The organism is Olegusella massiliensis (assembly GCF_900078545.1).
Lineage (GTDB): Bacteria > Actinomycetota > Coriobacteriia > Coriobacteriales > Atopobiaceae > Olegusella > Olegusella massiliensis.
Map to the genome: position 1 here is coordinate 1,136,949 of NZ_FLLS01000002.1, position 21,849 is coordinate 1,158,797.

At 47.2% G+C, this 21,849-nt stretch carries 21 protein-coding genes; 18 read left to right on the forward strand and 3 right to left on the reverse strand.

Features of this window, described 5'->3' with window-relative positions:
* Positions 1–70: 70 nt before the first annotated feature.
* Positions 71–952 (forward strand): hypothetical protein, encoded by an 882-nt coding sequence (locus BN4314_RS05325; protein WP_068540204.1) that lies wholly within the window; start codon positions 71–73, stop codon positions 950–952.
* Positions 953–978: 26 nt separating this feature from the next.
* On the opposite strand, the gene BN4314_RS08105 is transcribed toward BN4314_RS05325, so the two are convergent.
* A complete protein-coding gene (locus BN4314_RS08105; RefSeq protein WP_021735808.1) occupies positions 979–1,116 on the reverse strand; it encodes a hypothetical protein in 138 nt (45 codons plus the stop codon).
* Between the two features lie 264 nt (positions 1,117–1,380).
* On the opposite strand from BN4314_RS08105, the gene BN4314_RS05330 reads away from it, so the two are divergent.
* The 14 genes from BN4314_RS05330 (at position 1,381) to BN4314_RS05400 (ending at position 17,138) form a co-directional block, all read left to right on the forward strand.
* Positions 1,381–3,309, forward strand: a complete 1,929-nt coding sequence (locus BN4314_RS05330) for a BglG family transcription antiterminator (RefSeq protein WP_068540205.1) — start codon at positions 1,381–1,383, stop codon at positions 3,307–3,309.
* The gene (locus BN4314_RS05335) at positions 3,299–4,354 is read left to right on the forward strand and encodes a M20/M25/M40 family metallo-hydrolase (RefSeq protein ID WP_068540206.1); all 1,056 of its coding nucleotides are present in this window, start codon (positions 3,299–3,301) and stop codon (positions 4,352–4,354) included. The genes BN4314_RS05330 and BN4314_RS05335 overlap by 11 nt, the downstream gene beginning before the upstream one ends.
* A gap of 75 nt (positions 4,355–4,429) precedes the next feature.
* Complete coding sequence (locus tag BN4314_RS05340) at positions 4,430–4,762, forward strand: PTS lactose/cellobiose transporter subunit IIA (protein WP_068540207.1); 333 nt, start codon at positions 4,430–4,432, stop codon at positions 4,760–4,762.
* 2 nt (positions 4,763–4,764) lie between these two features.
* Complete coding sequence (locus BN4314_RS05345; protein ID WP_021735802.1) at positions 4,765–5,106, forward strand: PTS sugar transporter subunit IIB; 342 nt, start codon at positions 4,765–4,767, stop codon at positions 5,104–5,106.
* A gap of 3 nt (positions 5,107–5,109) precedes the next feature.
* Positions 5,110–6,453, forward strand: coding sequence for a PTS sugar transporter subunit IIC (locus BN4314_RS05350; protein ID WP_021735733.1), 1,344 nt, complete (start codon positions 5,110–5,112; stop codon positions 6,451–6,453).
* A 78-nt stretch (positions 6,454–6,531) separates the two neighbouring features.
* Positions 6,532–7,614, forward strand: coding sequence for a M24 family metallopeptidase (locus tag BN4314_RS05355; RefSeq protein ID WP_068540208.1), 1,083 nt, complete (start codon positions 6,532–6,534; stop codon positions 7,612–7,614).
* Positions 7,615–8,814, forward strand: coding sequence for a MalY/PatB family protein (locus BN4314_RS05360; protein ID WP_068540209.1), 1,200 nt, complete (start codon positions 7,615–7,617; stop codon positions 8,812–8,814).
* Positions 8,801–9,412, forward strand: a complete 612-nt coding sequence (locus BN4314_RS05365) for an RDD family protein (protein WP_068540210.1) — start codon at positions 8,801–8,803, stop codon at positions 9,410–9,412. The genes BN4314_RS05360 and BN4314_RS05365 overlap by 14 nt, the downstream gene beginning before the upstream one ends.
* A 548-nt stretch (positions 9,413–9,960) precedes the next feature.
* Positions 9,961–11,628 carry a hypothetical protein gene (locus BN4314_RS05370; RefSeq protein WP_068540211.1) on the forward strand — a complete coding sequence of 556 codons (1,668 nt, stop codon included), beginning with the start codon at positions 9,961–9,963 and terminating at the stop codon, positions 11,626–11,628.
* A 334-nt stretch (positions 11,629–11,962) separates the two neighbouring features.
* On the forward strand, positions 11,963–12,631 hold the full coding sequence (locus BN4314_RS05380; protein WP_068540213.1) for a response regulator transcription factor: 669 nt from the start codon (positions 11,963–11,965) through the stop codon (positions 12,629–12,631).
* Positions 12,628–13,680, forward strand: a complete 1,053-nt coding sequence (locus BN4314_RS05385; protein ID WP_068540214.1) for a sensor histidine kinase — start codon at positions 12,628–12,630, stop codon at positions 13,678–13,680. Before BN4314_RS05380 ends, BN4314_RS05385 begins: the two co-directional genes overlap by 4 nt.
* 236 nt (positions 13,681–13,916) lie before the next feature.
* Positions 13,917–14,693, forward strand: coding sequence for an ABC transporter ATP-binding protein (locus BN4314_RS05390; RefSeq protein WP_035098597.1), 777 nt, complete (start codon positions 13,917–13,919; stop codon positions 14,691–14,693).
* The gene (locus BN4314_RS05395) at positions 14,638–16,773 is read left to right on the forward strand and encodes an FtsX-like permease family protein (protein WP_081700952.1); all 2,136 of its coding nucleotides are present in this window, start codon (positions 14,638–14,640) and stop codon (positions 16,771–16,773) included. The genes BN4314_RS05390 and BN4314_RS05395 overlap by 56 nt, the downstream gene beginning before the upstream one ends.
* 77 nt (positions 16,774–16,850) lie before the next feature.
* On the forward strand, positions 16,851–17,138 hold the full coding sequence (locus tag BN4314_RS05400; RefSeq protein ID WP_021735797.1) for a hypothetical protein: 288 nt from the start codon (positions 16,851–16,853) through the stop codon (positions 17,136–17,138).
* 79 nt (positions 17,139–17,217) lie between these two features.
* On the opposite strand, the gene BN4314_RS05405 is transcribed toward BN4314_RS05400, so the two are convergent.
* Together BN4314_RS05405 and BN4314_RS05410 are read right to left on the reverse strand one after the other, a co-directional pair.
* Positions 17,218–18,483 carry a sensor histidine kinase gene (locus tag BN4314_RS05405; RefSeq protein ID WP_082911177.1) on the reverse strand — a complete coding sequence of 422 codons (1,266 nt, stop codon included), beginning with the start codon at positions 18,481–18,483 and terminating at the stop codon, positions 17,218–17,220.
* Positions 18,480–19,187, reverse strand: coding sequence for a response regulator transcription factor (locus BN4314_RS05410; RefSeq protein WP_068540215.1), 708 nt, complete (start codon positions 19,185–19,187; stop codon positions 18,480–18,482). Before BN4314_RS05410 ends, BN4314_RS05405 begins: the two co-directional genes overlap by 4 nt.
* A 241-nt stretch (positions 19,188–19,428) precedes the next feature.
* Here BN4314_RS05410 and BN4314_RS05415 point away from each other — a divergent pair, with 241 nt between their 5' ends.
* From BN4314_RS05415 to BN4314_RS05425, 3 genes are read left to right on the forward strand one after another with little or no spacing between them, the layout of a single operon-like run.
* Complete coding sequence (locus tag BN4314_RS05415; RefSeq protein ID WP_068540216.1) at positions 19,429–20,328, forward strand: ABC transporter ATP-binding protein; 900 nt, start codon at positions 19,429–19,431, stop codon at positions 20,326–20,328.
* Positions 20,328–21,074, forward strand: coding sequence for an ABC transporter permease (locus BN4314_RS05420; protein WP_068540217.1), 747 nt, complete (start codon positions 20,328–20,330; stop codon positions 21,072–21,074). The genes BN4314_RS05415 and BN4314_RS05420 overlap by 1 nt, the downstream gene beginning before the upstream one ends.
* 1 nt (position 21,075) lies before the next feature.
* On the forward strand, positions 21,076–21,810 hold the full coding sequence (locus BN4314_RS05425) for an ABC transporter permease (RefSeq protein WP_068540218.1): 735 nt from the start codon (positions 21,076–21,078) through the stop codon (positions 21,808–21,810).
* Positions 21,811–21,849 lie beyond the last annotated feature (39 nt).

Here is a 21,849-nt window from a genome sequence, read left to right on the forward strand (position 1 = left end):
ACTTGGTGTCCAGAAAATTATGCCCTCTCCAGTTCGGGATGCTGCTTCGGTCTGGACGGAAAACGGGAAGTTGAAGATCTTTACTCCTCCCATTACGCAGGAAGAGCTCGATCATATCATCGATGGCTTCAAGGAATCTCTCGGCATTAACTGGGCTACCCAGCAATGGTTTGATGATATATGGCTTGAACCGGCAGAGCGGTACTGGCAAAACGAGAACGCACATGCTTGCTGGCGAGCAATTTTCTTTGATAATCGGCTTGTTTGTTTAGGGGTTCTCGACTCGGAAGATGAAGCTGGGATTCCGCGCCCACCCGAAAGCCTCATTGCAAAAGCTTGCGAAGACTCAAAACCTTTTAAGGCTGTTGATTTCGCTTTGACTGTGAGCGGAATTTGGCGTGTTACTCGTGTATTTGACGCGCAATTTACAGACTTGCCGATGTCGGTGAATCCTTGCGAGTACTACGAGAAACTGGGTAATTGTGTAGGCGATGCCCCTGTTGTGCCCGAGTGGGCATGGTGTCTAGTCGGCAAGATTGTCGACAGGAATATTGTTGGAAAAGACCATCGAGTTGTTCATGGAACGCGTCATTTTGCGCCCGGGACTAAAGTGTATTGTGCTTGTGAGCTAGGCGGTAACGGCTGGGAGCGCATTTGCGTAATCGGCGTGCCGCGCTACTCAGATAAGCTTGTATGCATGATGATTCCCGCGACGAAGATATGCGATTTCCATTTGGAAAAGGTGACTGACAAGAGTGTCATCGAAGTTATGACGAACGGATATTTAGGCGGCGCCTTCTGCTCTATTCACCCTGCTCAAATCAGGTTTGGCTGGACTGATTCCGATGAAGACAAGAGGGATATCGAAGGCCTTGTTGAAGCGTTCAAGGTTTGCCCATGGATCACGGACGAGAAAGCAGAGACGTCCGGGAAATCTATCAAGAACGATTAATGCAAAATGCTGAACGTTCTGCTCTCCTACTCGCCAAGAGTAAAGCCCTTCTGACTTGCTATCTTGTGGGTCTCCGTGTAGTCGGATACACGCTTGAAGCGCTCGTCGGTCGAACGGTCGAGATTATCCAGCCTATGCAATGTCTTTGATTTGCACGTCATCATACGCGATGATTGCCGTCTTGTTCTTAACGGACTCTTAGCCGGGTAGAAGCAGTTTTTCTCTTTGAAACGTTGATGGAATTGTATCAAGTGCGCTCACATCTATCAAAAGATGAATGAAGTTAGACCTCAATCTCTTTTGTGTGTGGCTATACCTGTATCCTGGTTTACTTCAGGCAATTGAAATATAACTTGCGTCATTTAGAACAAAATTTATCCTAAATGTGAGGGTACAGCTCGTCTATGCTGTTTGCAAGGAGGTGCACCATGCGCTTGGTTCGACTTGCAGAGCGACTCTCTAAAGCAACGATGCCAGTGGACAACTTAACTCTTGCGGCGGAGCTTGGTGTGTCTGTGCGAACTGTTCAGAACGACCTAAAAACCTTACGTTCTGCGTCTTCTGAGCATGGTTTCTTGCTTCTGACAAAGCGTGGTGTCGGCTCTACTATTCGAATAAGCAATTCAAGTGCATTTGATGCGTACCTACAGAGGCTACGCATGGGTTCTGAAATTACCCCTTCCGAACTTCCGCAACTTGTACTCCAAGTACTTGCAATAAAGACAGACTATGTAAGTGCTGAAAGTCTTGCTCAGACACTTGGTGTGGGAAGAACTGCAATTATTGCAGCGCTGGATAAAGCGGAATCTCTGGCAAAAGAAGAAGGTTTTACTATGGAGCGACGCCCTCATCTGGGCGTGCGTATAAAAGGTGAGTTCACTACGAGGGTTAGTTTCCTAACCACCCGCTATGCCAACAATGATTGTTTCATGCGAAATGTGGTTGACTCCAGTCTTCCTGACGTTTTTTCCCACATTGCATGTGAACTTCGCCACACTCTTGCCGCAGCGGGAATCTACGTGAACTATCCTGAGTTTAATCGACTTCTCGCGCTTCTCAAGATACTTGTTTACATGCAAGTGAATGGCTTGGATCGACGGGATAGCGATGATAGCTATGGGCATCAAGAACCACTACAAGCTTGTACCTCGCTGGTTTTTGATTTGATTAGTGCAATTCGCGAGGCAACGGATGTAAAGCTTAGTTCTGCAGCAATCACCTATCTGGATGAGGTTCTTTGTAGGTTGACGGATGGAATGCAGCGGGGTGGATATGAACTTAAGGGAGAGATCGCCCATATGATGGGTGACTTTCTCACTGAGTGGGATTCATCTCATGGCACGACTTATATGCAAGACAATGCATTTCGGACAATGCTTCTCAATCATCTAGCTCTTCTTATTAGTAGGCTATCGCGTAATGTTGCTTATCAGTGTGCATTTGGCGAGGAATTGACCATTACTAATCCTTCAAATGTAGATCTTGCTCTGCTTATTTGTCAGCGTCTTCAGGAGTGTTTTGATGTTGAAGTGACGGATGATGAGATAAGCCTTGTAACTGCTCATCTTGCGGCTCATAACGAACGCGAGCGACAGAACCGTTTGCGCGATTTTGCTCGCGTGGCAGTGGCTTGCACAACTGGTGCAGGGGGCGCTTATTTAGCTAAGCTTCAGTTTGAGCAAATCTTTCCTGTGGCAGATGTCCGCACCTTCTCCTATTTGGATATAGAGGGCATCAAGTCTTTTTCACCAGATTTGGTGCTGAGTATGATACCCCTTGGCAGCTCAATCAAAGCTCCTGTTATCAAGATTAGTGAGGTTTTAAGCCAAGAGGAAATCTCTAGTATTAATGAAGTTATCAGCTACGGTGAACTCCAAGATGGCAAGACCTCAGTATCCCAAACCAAAATTCCTTTCCGCGCCGATTTCTTTCGACGACTAACCCCTTCCTCAGAAATCAACCACTACACCAGCGTTGTGAGTCGTATGGCTAAAGAATTGGTGGATTGTGGACTAGCTCAATCAGGCTTTCATGACCTAGTTTTAGAGCGCGAGCAGTATGCATCTACCGTTTATCTCAATGGTGTCTGTATACCTCATCCTATGGAGCCAGTTGGCAATCAGGATGTTGTATCAGTCTGTGTAGTGGAGCACGGTTTGACTCATGGCAGCAAGGAGGTATGTCTTATCTTTCTTGTGTGCCTTAGAAAAGAGCATATCAACATGTATCAGCCGATTGCTCGTAGGCTTTATGCCCTTATGCGTAATCGTCAGTTGGTTAATCGCCTGATGTCGGTGGTGGATGGTCGTGAGTTCATTAAGGTTTTTGAGCGGGCGGAGGTAAATTATGCAGATTGAGCAAATCCTCATGAAGCTATGCTCAGCAGATGCTGTGGCAGGAGATGAGGGGGAGATTCGTAACATTACCCGCGAATTCATGAAGCCATTAGCAGATGAGGTCATGACTGATGGAATAGGGAGCCTTGTCTTTCATATGCATAGTACAAACGAGAATCCCGTCAAGATTCTTTTTTGTGCACACATGGATGAAGTTGGTTTTTTGGTACGTCATATTTCTCCCATAGGTATGGTTTATGCCCATCCAGTAGGGAATCCTTTGGCAAAGAGTCAAGACATGCAGCAGGTGAGGATTACTACAGCTTCTGGCAAGAAAATCCGCGGTGTAATGAATACCACTCGCGACATGACGGGGCAGGTTGAGGATGTCTATGTGGATTTAGGCGTGGATAGTGAAGAGGCCGTGCGTTCACTAGGTGTATCCGAGGGAGATATGATTTGCTGGGCTACCGAACCCTACGAGCTCTCAGAGGGTGTAGTGTCCGGCAAAGCAATGGACGATCGAGCTGGCATCACAGCACTGGCGCAAGCCATGGAGTCCATACGTGCAATGGGTACGCCTACCAACGACCTTTACTTTGCTGTGACCTCCAGCGAGGAGGTGGGAACCCGCGGAGGCAAGCTTTGTTGTGAGCTTGTTCAGCCAGACCTCGTAGTAGCAGTAGATGTGGCCAATCATTCTGAACTTGATAGAGGATTTAAGAATCATCGGCACCTTGGGGCGGGCCTTATGTTGGAGCTCTACGACAAGACCATGTCACCTAATCGTGCTCTGTTAAATTGGGTTCGCAATAATTTGGAAGCCGTGGATGTTCCCTACCAGTCTGACATGTTTGGTGGAGGCGGTACCGATGCAGGCTTAGCTCACATGGTGGGGACGGGGTGTCTGGCGTTGGTATTGGGGATACCTATTCGCTACTGTCACAGTAGCATTAGCCTAGCGTCTATTGCAGATATCAAGGCGACTGCTCGCGCGGTGACATCTATAGCCACAAGACTTGCCGTAAGAGATATTGCTTCCTTTACAGACTTTATTCACCGTTAAGCGACTACGAAGAAACTTCCTTTGAACTTAAGTTAGATTTGCTGCCTCTCCTGAGGGTCAGAGAAAGGAAACGCAATGACTGTAGACGAACAACAGATTCTATTGATGATTTCTTCGTCTGGTGTGAGCAAGACCAAAACCTTTGAGGCACTTCGCAAGTGCAAGACAAGGGAATACGATGCTGCGCGCGAGCTTTTAGCAGAGGCAAAGAAGGCGGATTTAGAAGCGCATAATGCTCAGTCCGCGATGATTTCTGCTGCCTTACGCACTGATGGAGCTGATGCACCGTCCATATCATTGCTTGAAGTACATGCGCAGGATCACTATATGACATCCCAGCTTGCTCGAGACCTTATCGAGGAGCTTGTAGATGTGTTTGAGGCAAGAGATGCGGAAGGTAGGGAGTAAGAATGAAAATTGTGCTTTGCTGTGCAGGAGGTTTCTCTACGACTATGCTCATGGACTCCATGAAGGCAGCCGTCAAGAAAAGCCCAAAGCTGAATGAGGATGACTTCCAGTTTGATGCCATCCCCGTAGATTTGCTTGACGCTGAGATTGAAGATGTTGATGCCATTGTTTTAGGACCTCAGATTGCTCATAAGCTTGACTCGGTAAAAAAACAGCTTGGCGATCGTCAAGTACCTGTGGTGGTTGTGGACTCTAACACCTATGGACAGATGGACGGGGCAACCGTCCTCAAAAAAGTTCTCATTGAGCTTAAGAAAATTGATATTGCAAGGAACGGGAGGTAAACAATGAGTGAAGCAACAGAAAAGCACGGCATGGGATTTGAATCTTGGATTGACAAGCACCTAACACCCATTGCTAACTGGATGGACAAAGAAGTACATCTTAGTGCCATCAAGAAGGCTATGGTTGGACTTACCCCACTCCTGATTATTGGCTCCTTCTGCCTGATTCCCGAGGCTATCCCCAATATGATTGGAACGGAGAATGCCTTCTCCCAGGCAATCCTTGCCAACCTGGACCTTATTTATATTCCCTATAAAGTGGGCATGGCTCTCATGTCTCTTTATGCCTCGGCGATCATGGCGTATCACTTGGCCAAGTCCTACCGTCTAGATGTTCCTGGCTGTATCTCCATGGGTGTTATTTCCTTCTTAGTTTTGGCAGTGGACTACACCGAAGATGGTGGTATCAATACAACTTTCTTGGGACCCAAGGGCCTTTTTGCCTGTATGTTTGGCACCTTGATAGCTGTCGAGCTATTTCGCTGGTGCAAAAAGAGAAATTTCACTATTAAAATGCCAGATCAGGTGCCTGACTTTGTCTCCCGCTCCTTTGAGATGATTCCTATTTCCGTGATTATTATTGGATTCTTCCTGATTATTCGTATCTTCTGCGTCAATGTATTGGGGACTATGCCCCCACTAATTTTCACGGTTATATTAGCGCCGCTGGTTGGATCGATGGATAATCCTTTTGCTGTATTGTTCCTGCGTATGCTCAACTGCCTCCTCTTCTTCTTTGGCATCCATCCTTCTGTTTTAAGTCCCATCACCAGCCCCATTTCCACTCAGTTTTTGGCTGAAAATATTGCCAACTACCAAGCTAATTTGCCAATGACGCATTTCTTCTGTCCTGGACCTATGAGCGCATTTGGCAACTTTACGGGTACTGGTATCACGGGTGGTCTTGTACTTCTGTGCATGTTCTCCAAAAACGATATGCTTAAAAAGATTGGTCGTGTCGCTTTCATTCCCATGCTCTTTGGCATCAATGAGCCCATTCTTTTTGGAGCACCTGTTGTTTTGAATCCACTCTTTTTCTTCCCGTATGTCATTGGCGGTGGCATTGTGGGTACCTTTGATGCTTTTGCGGTGTCACTGCACATGCTCACCCCTTCCTTTTTCACACCGCCTTATGTGGGTGTCTTCCTAGAAGGATTCTTGACCAATCTTGATCCGCGTTCCATTGTGGTTAATGCTTTGCAGTTGGCAGCCTCTTTTGCTATCTACTTCCCCTTCTTCAAAATTTATGAGAGAAGGCTCAACGAGCAAGAGCAAGCAGAATCGGCGAGTAACTTACTATCTGCTGAAGATCAAGCCCTACTTGATGAGATGGATTTGGGGATTTAGTACCTCTACTTTGCAAAGTGGTGCCATGAAGATTTTTTTGATGGCACCACTTTTTGTATCTTAAGTTGGGAGAAAAAGATGGCACGCCACATTGAGGATGTGCGAGCACTTCTTGACCAAGAAGAACTAGATGCAATTCTCATCTGTTCAAAGGCTATGAAGCGATGGATGGGCACTCTAACGGGTGGCGGCTGTTTTGTGCTGATTGCTGCTGATGATAAGCGCTTGCTTTTAGATGGTCGTTATATAACTGAAGCACGTGAACAAGAACATGACCTTGTCATTGACCTTCTTCCCAGCCAATCAAGTTGTAATCTATGGATACGTCTAAAAGAACTTGCATTTCGGCAAGGCTGGAAGAGGATTGGTTTAGAGGGAGAAGCTACATCAGCTGAAACTTACCAGACGGCTCAGCAGTTTGTTGAAGAACCCGTGCTTCTTACCGATCAGATGGCACGTCTTCGTATGATTAAGACACCTGACGAGGTGATACATCTGCAAGCGTCTGTAGAGTTGGCAGACGATGTCTTTGCTGCAGTAGTGCCCAAACTCAGGGTAGGTATGACTGAGCATGAAGTCTCCGCGCTCTTACAATTTGAGTCAGTGAGACGCGGAGCCGAAAAAATGGCTTTTGATACTATCGTTGCTGCAGGAGAGCGCACAGCTTTGCCTCATGGTCGCCCGACATCGCGTGAGATTCGATATGGTGATAATCTCATGTTGGATTTTGGTGTTCAATATGAGGGCTATCAGTCTGACATAACAAGGAATGTTTTCTTTGGCGAGCCACGAGAAGAGCTCTCTCATATCTATGATGTTGTACTTGAAGCACAGCTTGCTGGTATTGCTGCTATTGCTTTGAATGTGGACTCTGAAGATGTGGATAGAGCTGCCCGCTTTATAATTGAGAAAGCTGGATATGGTCAATATTTCAACCATGGTCTAGGCCATGGTATTGGCGTTGATAATGACACTGAGTTACCGCTTCTGCGTCCAGGTAAACACTTTCGGCTTGCAGAGGGTATGTGTATGAGTTGCGAACCCGGCATCTATATTCCTGGATTGGGAGGCATCCGTATTGAAGACGATGTCCTTCTCAAAGATGGATATGGGCACCCTCTCAACCAAGCTCCCAAGACCAAAATTATTTTGGAGGGATAAATGCCCATTCATAACTTCGATATAGTGCATGATCGTCGCGGGACATATTGTACTCAATGGGATTACATTCAGGATAGGTTTGGAAAGCCAGGCATTCTACCTTTTTCTATTAGCGATACGGATTTTACTACGCCTGAGCCCATTGTACGTAAGGTCACCGATGTTGCTTCTAGGGGGCTTTACGGATACACCCGCTGGAACCATCATGATTTTAAGGGTGCTGTTGCTGACTGGTTTTTACGACGTTATAGCGCTTCGATCGTTGAAGATTGGGTACTTTACAGCCCTTCGGTCATGTACTCTGTCTCTCTTCTTGTCCGTCTACTAACTAAGACTAACCAAGGTGTCCTGAGTCTCAATCCAATGTACGATTCGTTTCCTGGCGCCATCACAGGTAATAGACGGCATATGGTTACGAGTACTTTAGTGTGGGACGGCAGCAAGTTTGTTATGAATTTCGATGAGTTGGAGAAGCTTGCACCAAATTGTGGCATGTTTTTGCTTTGCTCACCCCACAATCCCACTGGTCGTATATGGACTCGTGAGGAGTTAGCAAGAGTGATTAGCCTTTGCTCTCGTCACGATCTCTGGCTAGTTACGGATGAGATTCATGCAGATATCAATCTCTGCGGACGTCCTCACATATCTGGTTTGGACTATGTGGGTACATGGAGCAAGATTATTACGGTTTCATCTGCATCAAAAACATTCAACACGCCTGCTCTGGGCGGCTCATATCTTATTATCCCTGACACAAATGTTCGTGAGGCCTTTATCAACCACACCCGTCATGTAGATTTCCTCAACTCAGCTACAGTTCTAGGAATGCATGCAACCATAACGGGGTATCGGGAGTGCGACTATTACGTAGACCAACTCTGTGAGTACATCCGTGGAAATATGCGATATCTAAAAGAGTGGTTGCAAGAAAACTATCCCCAGATACGTTTTGAAATTCCAGATGGTACCTATCTTGCTTGGATGGATGTAAGTAGGTTGGGTTACTCTACAGCAAGTCTCCAGAACGCCCTAGTTAACGTGGGAGAAGTTGGAATCATGCGGGGTGATACCTATGGTAGTGCGGGTGAGGGTTATCTCCGTATGTGTATAGGATGTCCTCGTAGCAAGCTTGAAGAGGGATTAATCCGTATAGGTAGGGGTATCGAGTGGCTGAGAGGAGAGAGCAGTGTCCAAGGCTAAGATTCAACCAGACAATACGCATAAGCAAAGCGCTTACGAAGTTCGCAGTATGCACAACCATATCTGGCGTCGTATAAGTGCGTATGTTATAGATTGGACTCTCTCTGGTATTCTCATAGGTTTTCCAGGTGTGGTTATCTTTAATCTTTTATGCGGAACTCATGAACTTTTTACGAGTCTTTATGTATTTCCAGCTAAAGGCTTAAGCGTAGGTTGGTCGTATGTGGTTTGTGCCACCTCATTGATGATATTTCTTGTCTACTTCGTGGTGATTCCACTAAAGATTTGGCGAGGGCAAACGCTAGGTAAACGGATTTTCAGACTGCGCATAGAGCATCAAGATAACAAGGATCTTGATCTTCGAACCATGCTTATGCGCCAGATGTTGGGGCTACTACTTGTGGAAGGCATATCTACGCTTGCGGGTACGTATCTTCGCCAAGCTCTTACTTTGTTAATCGGCTCTTATGTGGAACTTCCTCTTTTGGCTGTGGCATACGTGATTACTATGATTTCAGCAGTTTTGGTCTTTGTGAGTAAGAAAGGCCTCGCTCTCCATGATTTGCTCGCAAGGACATGCGTGGTCGCGGCTGATTGATGGTGGGAGCTCAGGACAGATTTCCGTACGGAATGGTCAGACCTTTTTTGATGGGGTATACGCTGGCGTTACTTTAATAAGCATATGCTATTGACCTGTCTGCCAAACAGCATGAGCGTGGGATTTTTCGAAGGCGCTCTATAAGAAATTTCGATAGATGGTTCGTTTGTCGGACTGTTCAGCGACAAATGGTTCAAGCTTCGAACCTTTTTTCAATAGATGGTTCGTTTCTCGAACTAGAGGAAAATCTGACCTGCGCTTTTATGCTTGCTTACTTCGAAACTCGAACCATCTTTTGTTTGAGGCGTCGAAACTTGAACCATCTATGGTTCGAGTAGTTAACATCAGCAATCTTGCATCTGCCTAGTTCTCTATAGGCATCGCTTCAGAAAAAAGTAATTCTGCTCTATCTAATCTAAATTAGAGTGAGCAAAGTCAATCTGTTAAGTCCAACAGAGCGGTTTTCGCTTGCTAAAAAGTAGAAGCTACTGGTCTGGTGCCGTCTTATATATTGCGTGACGATACCAATATAGTGAGGAGATTTTCATATGACACGTGAACAGTCCCCTTTCCTTATTAAATGTTCCTCATGTGGACAACAGGCCGACTTTGACATCATGACGCAATCGTATCGTTGTACGTACTGCGGAAACGTTGACTCTGTGGGCGATGCTCTTGCTAGTTTTAAGGCGCGCCAAAAAACTGGTGAGCAACGTGTGGCACTAGAGGCACGCGAGTACCCGCGCGTAGTTTACAACTGCCCTAACTGTGGAGCAGAAATTTCAGTAGAAGAAGGCGAAGCGGGAGGCATCTGCGACTATTGCGGAGGCAAGCTCGTGCGATCTGAGTTTACAGATGCTAGCAATATGCCTTGGACTATCATTCCTTTTGCTCTTACAAAGGCCGAGGCAGCGGCACAACTTACTGCATGGTGCGACTCTCACGCAAGCACTCCTGAAGCTCGCAAGCTTAGGACGAGAATCTCCAACCTCAAGGGAGCTTATCTGCCTTACCAATATATTGCAGGTTCTGTTGTATGCGATGTTTCGCAGGATAACTCCGCACGTACCTATCATTGCGCTGGCGAGCTTAAGGATACGCCAGTCAATACGGTAAGTAACCTTGATAACGAACTACTTGATGCCGTTGAGCCCTTTGACTCATCGGGCATTCGCGAGTTTGAGTTCGGTTGGATTGCGGGACAGAAAGTAAAGTTACAGGATGTGAGTGAGGCAGAGCTCGAAAAACGCATTGCCGAAGAAGTACGTCATGACTATTCACCTATCTTTGCAAAAAAGTTTGGTACACAAGGAATTGGCATTACACCGTCTATCGACAATATGATAAATACCACCACGCTTTTGCCCCTCTATTTTATAAAGAAGGGAAAAGCAACACTTGCTGCCGTGAATGGTCAGACTGGACGCGTTGCGATAAACACCACGCGGTACAAACATGACTACAAGTGGGCAATCGAAGCAGGACTGGCAACACTTGTAGTGCTGCTCGTTATGCTGTATTTATTCCGCGGGGTATACGAAGTTTGGTACGAATGGTTAGGTATGTCGGCAGCTGTTGCTGGAGTCGCAGGAATTTTTTTCTTTGGGATACTTGGACAAGATCGCGACACAAGCGGAACACATGTTATTTATGACAATGGTGTCATTAGTGCAGAGCGCGATGGCAATACACTTCGCTACGTCACCAGTAGTAAGGATAAGCAACTCAAAGCATCTGTAGCGCCACCTGTACTTTTTGAGCGTCAGCAGGATACTTGGGTACCTGTTGATCTGAGTTTTTATACACCGCCCCGTGTGATGATGCTCATCTGTTTGAGTCTTTTTGCACTATTTGCACCTGTGGTGCTCGCAGCGTTGATTCGTCTTATTCAAGTTGCTTCGGACACCAGAGCTTCGTCGGAGCTGTTTGCAAATTTTGATATTGGCTATGGCGCAGCATGGTATTGCATCGGCCTCTTTTTGATGATTCTTGCTGGGACAAAGGCTGGTCGAAGGCTGGTATTTGACTTCCCCATATTTCATCGCATTATGCCTGATGGTAGCTTTGGTCCTTTTGATACAAGAAACTCTCGTGTTAAAGGTTCCCTGTTTGGCACTATCCTGCATACCGTGTTGGACATACTACGTGAATTGCCCCTTTTTGCCCTTCTTTTTGTCGTATTACTCATAGGATCGGCTTGCGCAATTGCATTTTAATAACGTCAGATAAACGACTAAAAGATAGTGATGCTTAGTTGATTTCTTGAGCATATGATGGCTGATTCTTTCCAATAGTTGAATTCGAAGGCTATCTCTTCAATCTTACTCGTGCTCTTGCCATCAAAACCATGACGTCGCTTGGTGCCCCCGTGTTGACAACGCAGGTTATAACGACCTTCATTATGGACTTGACCAGCTCAAGTTCTGCTCGTAGCATTAAGAAGGTTCGTTGGGGTACTGCACCTTTCATCATTGGCGCAGGGATACTGACATTGTCTGCAACCATTGCTCTTTGCAGCGCTTTCATTTGTGGTAGGGATGTACCTTTAATATGGCACGTATTTTTGTCATAGAGGATGATGAAGCAGTTCGTACTCAGCTTGCAATCCTTTTGCAAAACGCAGGACATGAAGTCATTGAACCTTCGTCGTTCAAATATCTTGCAACAGAAGCCATTAGGTCAAACCCGCATTTAGTCCTGCTTGATCTTGGCTTGCCAGGTACTGATGGTCAGTATGTAGCGCGCGAATTGCGTCAACGTTCTGATATCCCCATCGTGGTCCTTACAAGTCGTGCGAGCGAACTTGATGAACTCATGAGCCTTTCTTTGGGTGCAGATGACTTTATTGCAAAGCCCTACAATGGGCAGGTTTTGCTTGCCCATATTGATGCGATACTTCGTCGTACTCAATCTGCTATGGAAGCAGGACGTTGTATAAGCTGGAAAAACCTCACACTAGATGTACTGCGTTCTACTGCAAGTCATGAGGGAAAAAGCATTGAACTAACCAAAAATGAATTGCGCACTCTTGAATTGCTGATGCGTGGTGAAGGCGCGGTTATATCGCGCGAAGAAATCATGGAAGCACTGTGGGACTCCGATAGCTTTGTTGATGACAATACTCTCACGGTCAACATGAATCGTCTGCGTCAGACTTTAGGGCGCATTGGGGTAAATGATTACATCACTACTCATCGTGGACGAGGATATTCTGCATGAGTCCTCTTGATTATCTGCGTGCTCACCTAGCAAGCACTATTGCCTCACTCGCTGCATCGGTATTACCTTTTTTGTTATTACAGCAGATGGGTCTTGAGCATGATCCAGCCTTGCTCGTCTCTCTGTGCATATTTTTCTTTTGTTTGCTGTCAGGCTTGAGTAATTATGCGCATGAAAAAAGTTTTATGGATGCGCTGATGCGTCTTTCTGCAGAGGATGTTGATCCTTTTGCTAGCGCTACACAACTGAGACGTCCAGATTTTGCTGAAGGCGAGATTACTTGGCAAGCCATCAATAAGCTTACCCGTGAAGCGCGGAACAAAATAGGCGAGCAGCAAGCTCAAACTGCCGCATATCGCGAATATATTGAGACTTGGGTGCATGAGATTAAAACGCCTTTAGCAGCCCAGCGGCTTATGCTTGAAAACTTACATGATTCGCGTTTGCGTCCCTATGCGCAGGAGCTTAGTCGCGTGGAAGAATATGTTGAGCAAGCGCTCTTCTTTGCGCGAAGCTCATCGGTTGAGAATGACTATCTTATTCGACAGTGTGCGCTTGATGATTTGGTGCACGCGGCAGTTAAATCTCGTGCACGAAATCTTATTGCTTGCAAGATACATCTAGACTTTCAAGGTTTAGGAGATCCTGCGCCAATAGTGCCTTGTGATTCCAAATGGATGATTTTTATTTTGGGGCAGCTTATTGATAATGCGGTGAAGTATTGTGCAGATACACAGGGGTATCCTCGAGTACCAAAGCTTTCTTTTTCTGCCCAAATGCTGGATAAGGGTAAGGCAAATGAGAGAGTAGAACTATGTGTTGCGGATAATGGATGCGGTATTTCTCAGGCTGATCTTCCGCGTATTTTTGAGCGCGGTTTTACGGGAGAAAATGGGCGTCAGCACTTACGTTCAACTGGTTTGGGGTTGTATCTTGCCTATACCCTCTGTCATAAAATGGGTCTTTCTCTACGTGCGGAAAGCCTTCAGGGGTCTTGGACAAAAATTATCATCGCTTTTCCTTGCCAAGGTTTAGATGAGCATTTATAAAGCACCTGCACTCGTACGACATATTTTTAACTTACAAAGATGTAAGGCAAAGGTCACCTCTTTCGATGGCAGTGACTGATGAGTCGCGACATGATGTTTGTTGCAAACAAAAAGACGGCTGTCAGTGTTGACAACAGAAGGGGAAGCTGATGATTGTACACAAACAAGATGTGGACGCGGGCAAGCATTTTTCTAACTCAAGCGATGTTGCAGCTCGCACAATAAATAATGCTGCAATGAGCAGTGATGCTTCTGTAATTTTGCAGGTAAACAATGTTGAGAAGACTTATGGAAACAAAGATGCTGTTACCCGTGCGCTTGCAGGTGTTAGTTTTGCTGTGCAAAAAGGTGAGCTCGTGGCTATCATGGGTCCTTCTGGGTCGGGCAAGTCTACCTTACTAAATTGCATTGCTACCATTGACGTGCCTGACTCAGGCACTATTTTGATAGGAGACCAAGATAGTTCTCGTTTGTCTCAGCGCAAACTTGCAGATTTTCGTCGTAAGCATTTAGGTTTTATTTTCCAAGACTCTAATCTACTTGATGCTCTGACTGCATACGAAAATATTGCATTGCCGCTTTCTATTGACAGAGTAGCTGCCGCAGAAATTGCATCTCGTGTGGAATCCGTTGCTGCTACTTTGGGCATTACAGAGGTTTTAGACAAGCGTCCATCTCAGATGTCGGGAGGTCAGCGCCAACGTGTAGCTGCAGCTCGTGCCATCGTTACCAATCCTGATCTCGTATTGGCAGATGAGCCCACTGGTGCTCTTGATTCTAAAAATAGTCGTATCCTGCTTGAGCGTCTAGAAAATTTGAATCGCGCCCACAACGCAACTGTGCTGATGGTTACCCACGATGCATTTGCTGCAAGCTATTGCCGCCGTGTCATATTTATTCGTGACGGACGCTTGTTTACCGAGCTGAGGCGTGGAGAGATATCTCGCCGCAATTTTTATGAACGCATCGTTGAGGTGGTTGCAACGATTGGCGGTGGTGCTGATGCTCGCTAAGCTTGCTTTTGGCAATATTAGGCGCTCTGCACGCGACTATTCAATCTATTTTGTAACCTTAGTGCTGGGTGTAGCGGTGTTTTATGCCTTTAACAGCATTGCAGTCCAAGCGGATTTTCTTGACAAAAGTGCTGCCGAAGGCGTGCGCAATATGGAGGCCTTCATTACGGGCTTGACGGTGTTTATTGCCATTATCATGGGCTTTCTTATGGTCTACGCCAATAATTTTCTAATGCGTCGGCGCAAGCAGGAGCTGGGCCTCTATCAGGTTTTGGGTATGAAGCGCTCCCAGGTGTCTTTTATTATTACCTTCGAAACGTTCATGGTCGCTTTGATTTCCTTTGTGGTGGGTATCTTGGTGGGGATGTTACTCTCTCAGCTTTTGTTATTTGTGACTGCAGCGCTCTTTCGCACTAAAGTAACCCACTTTCATTTCTTCTTTTCTACGAACGCATTGCTTATCACCTTGGTCAGTTTTGCGTTGATTTTTGTGATGATGGCGCTGCTTAATCTTTATAGCCTACGGAAACTCAAGCTTATCGAGTTAATATCTGCACGTCATCAACAAGAGCATATAGTTATCAAAAGTGTGTCGCTTTCGACTGCGCTCTTTGTACTTGGCTGTGGATTGGTGGGAATTGCCTATTATCGTCTGTTGACTTGGGGATTTCCTGGTTTTAACTCTGGAGCAAATCCTTTGCAGTTTGTTGTGACTACCGTGATGGTCATTGTGGGTACAGTTTTGGCATTCTTTGGCCTCGCTACGGTGGCCACCTCATTGCTTCGCAGGTCAAAGCATTATTGGCGCGATCTTAACGCCTTTACGATGCGACAGGTAGATTCTCAAATTAATTCAGCTTGCATGTCAATGGCTGTGGTTTCTTTGGTGCTGTTTTTAGCGATCACATCGGTAACAGGTGGCATGAGTATATGTTCAGCGCTCAATGAGATGGCACGCGCTTCTTCACCTTTTAGCGCCTCAATTAAAGTGCTATATGGCCCCGATACGACAAAGGTAGTAGATATTCAACAGATTGTTGCAGATGAGGGAGTAGATCTTGCGTCTGTAGGTACTTCTAGTTTATCAACGCTGTACCGCACTGACAAAATAGTAAGTAAGCATACCTCAGTTCATCTTTCTAATATCGGGGATAAGCTTGGGATTGAGCTACCCGATGCATTTAAGAATGCCAGTGGCAATATATTGGGTATGTTTGCAATGAGCTTGAGTGATTACAATTCGACTCGTGAGATTTTGGGTATGCCAAAAATTCAACTCGCAGATGATGAGTATGCAATTAGCTGCACCCTCAGTGGCATTAAACAGTTTTATAAGGAGATGCTGAGGAAGGGCTATGATCTCGAGGTAGGAGGGCGCAAACTTCATGCATCCACGCTCGGCTTAATAGATGATCCTTCGGCTGCTATCGAAAATTCTCTTATTGCAATGAACCCCGGTACTCTTATTCTTCCCGATGATGTGCTAGAAGCAGGGACACCTTATGAGACCGTGTTGAATCTCGCTTATATAAAACCAGTAGCGCAAGCAAACGTTTCAGTTCAAAAGGCAATTGATATTCTTGAACAGTTCCAAGCTGATAAGGGAGAGACAAATCATGTGATTCAGGTGATGAGTCTCACGGCAACTGAAGCAACGCAAAATGGAAATACACTATCTGGCCTCATTAGTTATTTAGCAATATATATTGGATTTGTACTCGTAGTAAGCTGTGCCACTATTCTTGCAATTCAACAGCTTTCTTCTTCTGCTGACTCCGCTCCTCGCTACTGCACCTTAGCGGAGCTTGGTTGCCCAGATAAGCTCCTACGTCGCTCACTCGCAACTCAAATTGCGGTGTCATTTATTTTGCCTTTGATAGTTGCTTTGGCTCACTCACTCTGTGCACTCATAGTTGTGATCAAGTTGATTGAATCGTTTGGCTTTGTGAATTTGGTTTCAAGTTCTACTTTAGTGCTCGTGATATTCGTGGTGGTATATGGTGGTTATTTGTTGATAACCTATGCCTGCTCGCGCGGATTGATGCTTGCAGCTATTACCGAAGGCAGGCATGCACTGTAGTTTTTAGAGCGGAGGCACCGCAAACAAATATGCACCAAAAGGGTCAGTCATCTCGACTGACCCTTTTTGCATAAGAAGTGATTGAGCTTATTGGCTATGGCGCAGCATGGTATTGCATCGGCCTCTTTTTGATGATTCTTGCTGGGACAAAGGCTGGTCGGAGGCTGGTATTTGACTTCCCCATATTTCATCGCATTATGCCTGATGGCAGCTTTGGTCCTTTTGATACAAGAAACTCCCGTGTTAAAGGTTCCCTGTTTGGCACTATCCTGCATACCGTGTTGGACATACTACGTGAATTGCCCCTTTTTGCCCTTCTTTTTGTCGTATTGCTCATAGGATCTGCCTGCGCAATTGCATTTTAATAACGTCAGATAAAGAAGAAACCTATGGAAGAGGCTGCAATACCGCGTCTCTATTACTTCACTGCGACCTCTTCATGCTTTACGTTCGCCGCACTGCAATTGGTAGCTCCACGGTACAAGTACACCCGCAGCCCTCATTGTTTGTGAAGCTTGCTCGTCCACCATGGGCTGTAGCAATGCGTTGCACGATAACAAGCCCCAGCCCGTGTTCGGGAAGCTCATCACTCGACTTCTTCTTAAGTGTCGGGAGTAACACATCCCCAAATCCATGCCCGTCATCGCTCACGGAGAGCACGCAGCGTTGTCCGAATGCCAATCCAAACAATCCCGTGCGTATATCAAGCGATACAGTTACATGGCAGCCCTGCGGATTGTGTCGGATGCTGTTGCCTATGAGGTTCGATAACATGCGCTTTAAGAGTGCCTCGTTGCCACGTATGCAGACGCCTTCAGCTGTAGGTGCTACAGCCAGCTCTAGTTCGCAATTACCTGTTTTCTCGTCTAAGAAACTTGCTACCGCTGAGCGTGTAACTGCTGCGAGGTGCACGCCGCAGGTATCAACTGGCTCCATGGAGTAGCGTAAACGATTTGCCGTGTTGAGATCGGCAAGCAGCGCTGCTGTTTCTTGTGACTTTGTCACAATGCGCTTAGCGCGTACCCGCTCTGCGTTATCAAGATGAGGACTTTCTAACAGTTCACTTGCATCAGTAACAACCGCCGCAAGCGGTGTACGTACATCGTGGGAAACCGCCGCCACCCATTCATTGCGCGCATCATCGCGCCGTTTCCATGATCGACGGGCAAATAGCCATGCGAGCACGACAAGCACACTCAGATCGACAAAGAAAAGTGCAACGACGAGTAGAATATCTCCACCTAATACTGCGAAGCTCGATGTGAAGGAGTATTTCCACACCGAGTTCTTTGGCAGTCCTACCACTACCAGTCCCTCACCGTGTCTCCAAACGGATACGGGATAGTCGTTTAAGTACCAGCGTGCAAAAGATGCGACGTCAGCAGGGGTATAGCTTGCGGGTACATCATCGGGCACATCAAGACCCCAGGCTAGCTGTCCATCTTTATTGATAAGTAAAGCCCAGCAGTTGCGCTTGCGAAGGTTCCTCACCATATTCGTAGAGAGAGTATATGTACTACCTCGTTTGGTGAGTGCTTGAGATACCTCTGTAGCGGTTGGACCAGTATCGTTTGCACCTGTGAGGAAAAGCGTCAAGGTGACCGCAGCCACAATGAGAACGTTAGTGATAAGGATGACTGAGGTGCCAATGATGCAGGATGCGACAACACTCAGACCATTTTGCATGTGCGTACGCGCTAACCCCTTCATTGTGTATCCTCGTTCACTAGGCGATAGCCCAAGCCGCGTACCGTAACCACCCAGTATGGATGTGAAGGATCATCCTCAATCTTCTCGCGTAGGCGGCGCATTAGGATTGCAAGAGCATTGGCATAGCCAAATTCATCTCCGTAGACGCTGCGGCATAGTTCGTCGGTCGTTACAATAAGGTCACGACTCTCAGATAAGCGCTTGATGAGGGCATGCTCCTTGGCAGTGAGGGTTGCCACCGCGCTACCAGCACGATGTACTTCACCTGTTGCCAAATCAACCGTTGTCTTTCCCAGCACGATTGTAGGAAGTACTTCGGGTAGACGATAACTGCGACGTAATACGGCAGCTATTCGTAGCAAGAGCTCGGCGGGTAAGAATGGCTTGGTTACATAATCATCGGCGCCTAATCCCAAACCTCGTAGTCGGCTGGCATCCTCATCGCGGGCAGAGAGGAACAGCGCGGGCGCATTGCTCGTCTCGTGCAGGCGACGTAAAAGATCAAAACCGTTGCCATCAGGCAACATCACATCAAGCAGGTAGAGATGTGGCTGCCAGGTGCTGGCGAGGAAGAGGGCGTCCGCCACGGTAGCACTCCCGTGTACATCGCGGTACCCCTCGCGACCAAGAAGTCCGAGCAATTGTGCGCGAAGGGTGGGATCGTCTTCCACCACAAGTATCCGTGCCTCGTATATATCTCTCATGCTCTTACCTCCTGTTTTCCTGCATTTTAGCCTAGCAGTAAGAGGGGTGTTCTTAGGGCATCCTTCTTACTCAAAAAATGAAAGCTAAATGAAAGGTGGGGGAAAGCGAGGTGAAATTTGCGGATTCTAGCCTTGAAATGGCGATTTGGATAGCTAATCGATAGTTTGTTTTTTGCACAAGATTCAGATGGTTGGCAGGTCTTTTTAAGCTGCGTAGAAAGAGAAGTGAGGAAGGGAAAAGATGAGCGAATTGGCAATCGCTACGCATGCACTGAGCAAGTCGTACAGTGGCACGCGTGTTGTAGATGGCATCGAACTTAGGGTGCCAAAAGGAGCGGTGTATGGCTTTCTTGGCCCCAACGGAGCAGGAAAGTCCACCACCATGAAGATGATTTTGGGTCTTGTGCGTCCTTCGTCCGGAGAGGTGGATGTGTTAGGTGAGCGCATGGGAAGAGTCAACCGTCTTGAGGTTCTTGCACACGTGGGCTCACTCATAGAGAATCCGAGTTGTTACCGTCATCTTACAGCACGCGAGAACCTTGATATCATTCGCAGGCTCAAGGGACTTCCTGTTTCGTCAATTGATGAGGTTCTCGAGACGGTGGGGTTGGCCGATACGGGCAAGAAGCTTGCAGGCCAGTTTTCACTGGGCATGAAGCAACGCTTAGGACTTGCAGCTGCGCTGCTTGGCAATCCCAAATTGGTACTGCTTGACGAACCTACTAACGGCCTTGACCCCGAGGGTATACATGAAATGCGTGCGCTCGTCCGTAGGCTACCCCAGACACATGGCACTACGGTCCTAGTTTCGAGTCATTTGCTTTCTGAGATTGAGCAGATGGCCAATCAGGTAGGCATCATTAGTCGAGGCCATATGGTGTGGCAAGGTTCCCTTAAGGAGTTGAGGGCATCTGCCAAGCGACAGCTAGCCTTTCGCACGACCGATGACCAACGTGCATCCGTGCTCTTGGGTGCCACCAAACAGGATGGTTGGCTGCTGACTTCCTTTGCCGACGATGCGACAGTAGCGCGTCTTTCCCTTGCACTGGCACGGGCAGACATTGGCGTCGTGCGGATTGAAGAACGTAGCGAGAGTATCGAAGACCTTTTCCTTGCTCTCACAGAGGGGAGGAATCTGTGATGCGCGCGCTTATGCTTGAGTTTGCTAAGCTCAGGCGCAAGAAGGTATGGCTCATCTGTTTTGCTACTGCTGCTCTCTGCCTCATATGGATGGCGCCCAGCGCTGCACGCACTATCCAGGGTTCATCGGACGGAACAACATCCCTGCTCTATATGGCTCCAATTGTAAACTCTATCGTTTTGACTTTATTTGCTGCGATTATCTCATCTCAAGCGTGTGAGACTGATCACGAGGCACGGGCTCTAAAGGAGCTCCTATGTCTACAGCGTCCCGCTACGCTCTTTGCCGCAAAGCTTGCCTGTAGCCTCGTGCTCATCACCTTTACGGTCGCGCTAGAAACTGGGGGACTTGTCATACTTGCTGCCTATAAGAGCTTTACTGATCAGGTAGGTGTTGGCGAATTTGCAGTTTTTGCCATTTGTCAGATTGGCCCCACCTTTACAGTGGCTGCTGTTGTACAGGCAGTTGCGCTGCGTTGGGAGAATCAGTTTGCCTCGCTCGCACTGGGCCTTGCCCTCTCGCTCGCAGGTCTGTTTAGTCTCTTTTTCCCGCCTGTCATCCAGCGTTTTATTCCTAGTGGCTACTTCGGCCTGCTTTCATGCGCACGGATGAACTGGGACGCTGCTGCACATGTGATGTCCTTCTACATCGTGCCATTTGCCTGGGGAGATGCAGCTCTTTTGGCTGCGATATGTGCGACAGTCATCGCAGTCTCGTCCGTTTGGTTCTCAAGAAAGGAGCTCTAGCATGATGATGCAAGCTCTGTGTGCGGAGGTTAATAAATTACATCGCGCACCCATCTGGATCGTCTATGTGACGCTACCTTTTATCGCGGCAGTTATCGGTACCTTCAATTACCAACAAAATTTAGGTCAACTTACGCCAGGCTGGGAAAATCTCTGGACGCAGCATACTCTGTTTGAGTTCTACTTCTTTTTGCCTGCACTTGTAGGTGCGGGTTGCTCATGGCTCATGGGGCTCGAGCATGCGGGGTCAAATTGGAACCAATTACTTACGAGTCCTGTCGGTTCTTGGCGTATCGTTGCCGCGAAGCTCGTGGTGGGCACAGTGATGCTGGGTGTCGCCCTTACTGCGACAGGGGCGTTGTTCGTAGCCTGTGGGAAAGCAGTGGGTCTTGCTGCTTTGCCGTCCTGTGACTATATCGCCTATCTCCTACTCGCCTGGATCGGGGGCATAGCTATGGTGGCAGTGCAACTGCTTGTGTCATTAGTCGTGCGCAGCTTTGCCGCACCAGTAGGAATAGCACTTGTAGGGAGTATCTCGGGTCTTTTGCTCTCGTCTAAAGGATGGGGCTTGTGGTGGCCTTGGGCGCTTATGTCGTTGGCATCAAACGCCAACGGACGAGGCACCCTAATGTCCGCCGAACTCGTGCAATTTGTGGGCATAGTTGCCCTCTTTTCCATTGCAGCATCCGTCCTCTGCGCTCTGATAATGTCACACGCGGCAGCAATATCTAAATAGGAGGACAAGACGAGAGAGCTGCAGCAATGCTCGGAGTAA

Bases quoted from the DNA above. Each gene is read 5' to 3' on its own strand.
- BN4314_RS05405 (WP_082911177.1), bottom strand. From the start codon at position 18,483: ATGAAGGGGTTAGCGCGTACGCACATGCAAAATGGTCTGAGTGTTGTC.
- BN4314_RS05330 (WP_068540205.1), top strand. From the start codon at position 1,381: ATGCGCTTGGTTCGACTTGCAGAGCGACTCTCTAAAGCAACGATGCCA.
- BN4314_RS05335 (WP_068540206.1), top strand. From the start codon at position 3,299: ATGCAGATTGAGCAAATCCTCATGAAGCTATGCTCAGCAGATGCTGTG.
- BN4314_RS05350 (WP_021735733.1), top strand. From the start codon at position 5,110: ATGAGTGAAGCAACAGAAAAGCACGGCATGGGATTTGAATCTTGGATT.
- BN4314_RS05360 (WP_068540209.1), top strand. From the start codon at position 7,615: ATGCCCATTCATAACTTCGATATAGTGCATGATCGTCGCGGGACATAT.
- BN4314_RS05410 (WP_068540215.1), bottom strand. From the start codon at position 19,187: ATGAGAGATATATACGAGGCACGGATACTTGTGGTGGAAGACGATCCC.
- BN4314_RS05395 (WP_081700952.1), top strand. From the start codon at position 14,638: ATGAACGCATCGTTGAGGTGGTTGCAACGATTGGCGGTGGTGCTGATG.
- BN4314_RS08105 (WP_021735808.1), bottom strand. From the start codon at position 1,116: ATGATGACGTGCAAATCAAAGACATTGCATAGGCTGGATAATCTCGAC.
- BN4314_RS05415 (WP_068540216.1), top strand. From the start codon at position 19,429: ATGAGCGAATTGGCAATCGCTACGCATGCACTGAGCAAGTCGTACAGT.
- BN4314_RS05370 (WP_068540211.1), top strand. From the start codon at position 9,961: ATGACACGTGAACAGTCCCCTTTCCTTATTAAATGTTCCTCATGTGGA.
- BN4314_RS05340 (WP_068540207.1), top strand. From the start codon at position 4,430: ATGACTGTAGACGAACAACAGATTCTATTGATGATTTCTTCGTCTGGT.
- BN4314_RS05420 (WP_068540217.1), top strand. From the start codon at position 20,328: ATGCGCGCGCTTATGCTTGAGTTTGCTAAGCTCAGGCGCAAGAAGGTA.
- BN4314_RS05390 (WP_035098597.1), top strand. From the start codon at position 13,917: ATGAGCAGTGATGCTTCTGTAATTTTGCAGGTAAACAATGTTGAGAAG.
- BN4314_RS05385 (WP_068540214.1), top strand. From the start codon at position 12,628: ATGAGTCCTCTTGATTATCTGCGTGCTCACCTAGCAAGCACTATTGCC.
- BN4314_RS05355 (WP_068540208.1), top strand. From the start codon at position 6,532: ATGGCACGCCACATTGAGGATGTGCGAGCACTTCTTGACCAAGAAGAA.
- BN4314_RS05345 (WP_021735802.1), top strand. From the start codon at position 4,765: ATGAAAATTGTGCTTTGCTGTGCAGGAGGTTTCTCTACGACTATGCTC.
- BN4314_RS05425 (WP_068540218.1), top strand. From the start codon at position 21,076: ATGATGATGCAAGCTCTGTGTGCGGAGGTTAATAAATTACATCGCGCA.
- BN4314_RS05380 (WP_068540213.1), top strand. From the start codon at position 11,963: ATGGCACGTATTTTTGTCATAGAGGATGATGAAGCAGTTCGTACTCAG.